The sequence below is a fragment of the Ideonella sp. P3_A4 genome (assembly GCF_056403075.1).
Genome location: NZ_JBFUGE010001128.1, coordinates 1 through 1,152, shown reverse-complemented (window position 1 = coordinate 1,152; position 1,152 = coordinate 1). Strand labels below are relative to the sequence as shown.

Below are 1,152 nucleotides of genomic sequence, written 5' to 3'. Positions count from 1 at the left end.
ACCTGACACTGCGCCAGGACACGGCGCGCAAGGCCGGCGATGCGATCGCGCAAATCCTTGAAGCCTGAGCAGATTTCGCTCGTTTTTGACGCGCCTGGCCTGGTGGCGGGCGTGGACGAGGCCGGCCGTGGCCCGCTGGCCGGGCCGGTGGTGGCTGCGGCGGTGATCCTGGACGAGTTGAAGCCGATCCGCGGCCTGAAGGACTCCAAGGTCCTGACCGAGAAGCGCCGCGAAGCCTTGTTCGACGAGATCCGCGCGAAGGCGCTGTGCTGCAGCATCGCCGAGGCCAGCGTCGACGAGATCGACACGCTGAACATCCTGCACGCGACGATGCTGGCGATGCGCCGCGCCGTCGAGGGCCTGCGCCTGCTGCCAGCCAAGGTGCTGGTCGACGGCAACCGGCTGCCGGTGCTGCGCGTGCCGGCCGAGGCGATCGTCAAGGGCGATGCCAAGGTCAAATCGATCTCGGCGGCATCGATCCTGGCCAAGGTGCACCGCGATCGGCTGTGCTCGGTGCTGGACGAAGCCCACCCGCAGTACGGCTTCGCCACCCACAAGGGCTACCCGACACCAGAGCACCTGGCTGCGTTGCGCACGCACGGCGCTTGCGCTGTGCACCGCCGCACCTTCGGGCCGGTGCGGGTGGCACTCGGCGACCTGGAGTGAGCCGGTGAACGACCCGCTGCTGATCACAGCGCGCGACAACCCGCTGCTGCAACGTATCCGCAAGCTGGCGGGCGACCCGGGCGCCTACCGCAAGCAAGGCCAAATCTGGCTCGAAGGTGATCACCTGGTCGGTGCGGCGCTGCAACGCGGCGTGGCGCTGGATGAGTTGGTGCTGGCTGAAAGCGCCTGGGCTGAACGACCCGATTGGCGCGGCTGGGCCACCAAGGCTCGGCGCGTGGTACTTGTGCCCGATCAGCTGTTCAAGACGCTGAGCGGCCTGGAATCACCAGCGCGGCTCGGCGTCTTGCTCGTCACGCCAGAAGCGCCGGCCATCGACCCTGCTGCCGCCAGCGTCGTGCTGGACCGGCTGCAAGACGCCGGCAATGTCGGCAGCATCCTGCGCAGCGCTGCCGCGTTCGGCGCACGCCAGGTGCTGGCAATCAAGGGCACCGCCGCGTTGTGGTCACCCAAGGTTCTGCGCGCCGG

At 68.8% G+C, this 1,152-nt stretch carries 2 protein-coding genes; both read left to right on the top strand.

Going from position 1 to position 1,152, the window contains the following annotated elements; translation table 11 throughout:
* Positions 1 to 39 precede the first annotated feature (39 nt).
* A complete protein-coding gene (gene rnhB / locus AC1DYI_RS36390) occupies positions 40 to 666 on the top strand; it encodes a ribonuclease HII (protein WP_477208946.1) in 627 nt (208 codons plus the stop codon).
* Between the two features lie 4 nt (positions 667 to 670).
* A partial coding sequence (locus AC1DYI_RS36385) for a TrmH family RNA methyltransferase (RefSeq protein WP_477208945.1) occupies positions 671 to 1,152 on the top strand: 482 nt, incomplete at its 3' end.

Bases quoted from the DNA above. Each gene is read 5' to 3' on its own strand.
- rnhB (WP_477208946.1), top strand. From the start codon at position 40: ATGCGATCGCGCAAATCCTTGAAGCCTGAGCAGATTTCGCTCGTTTTT.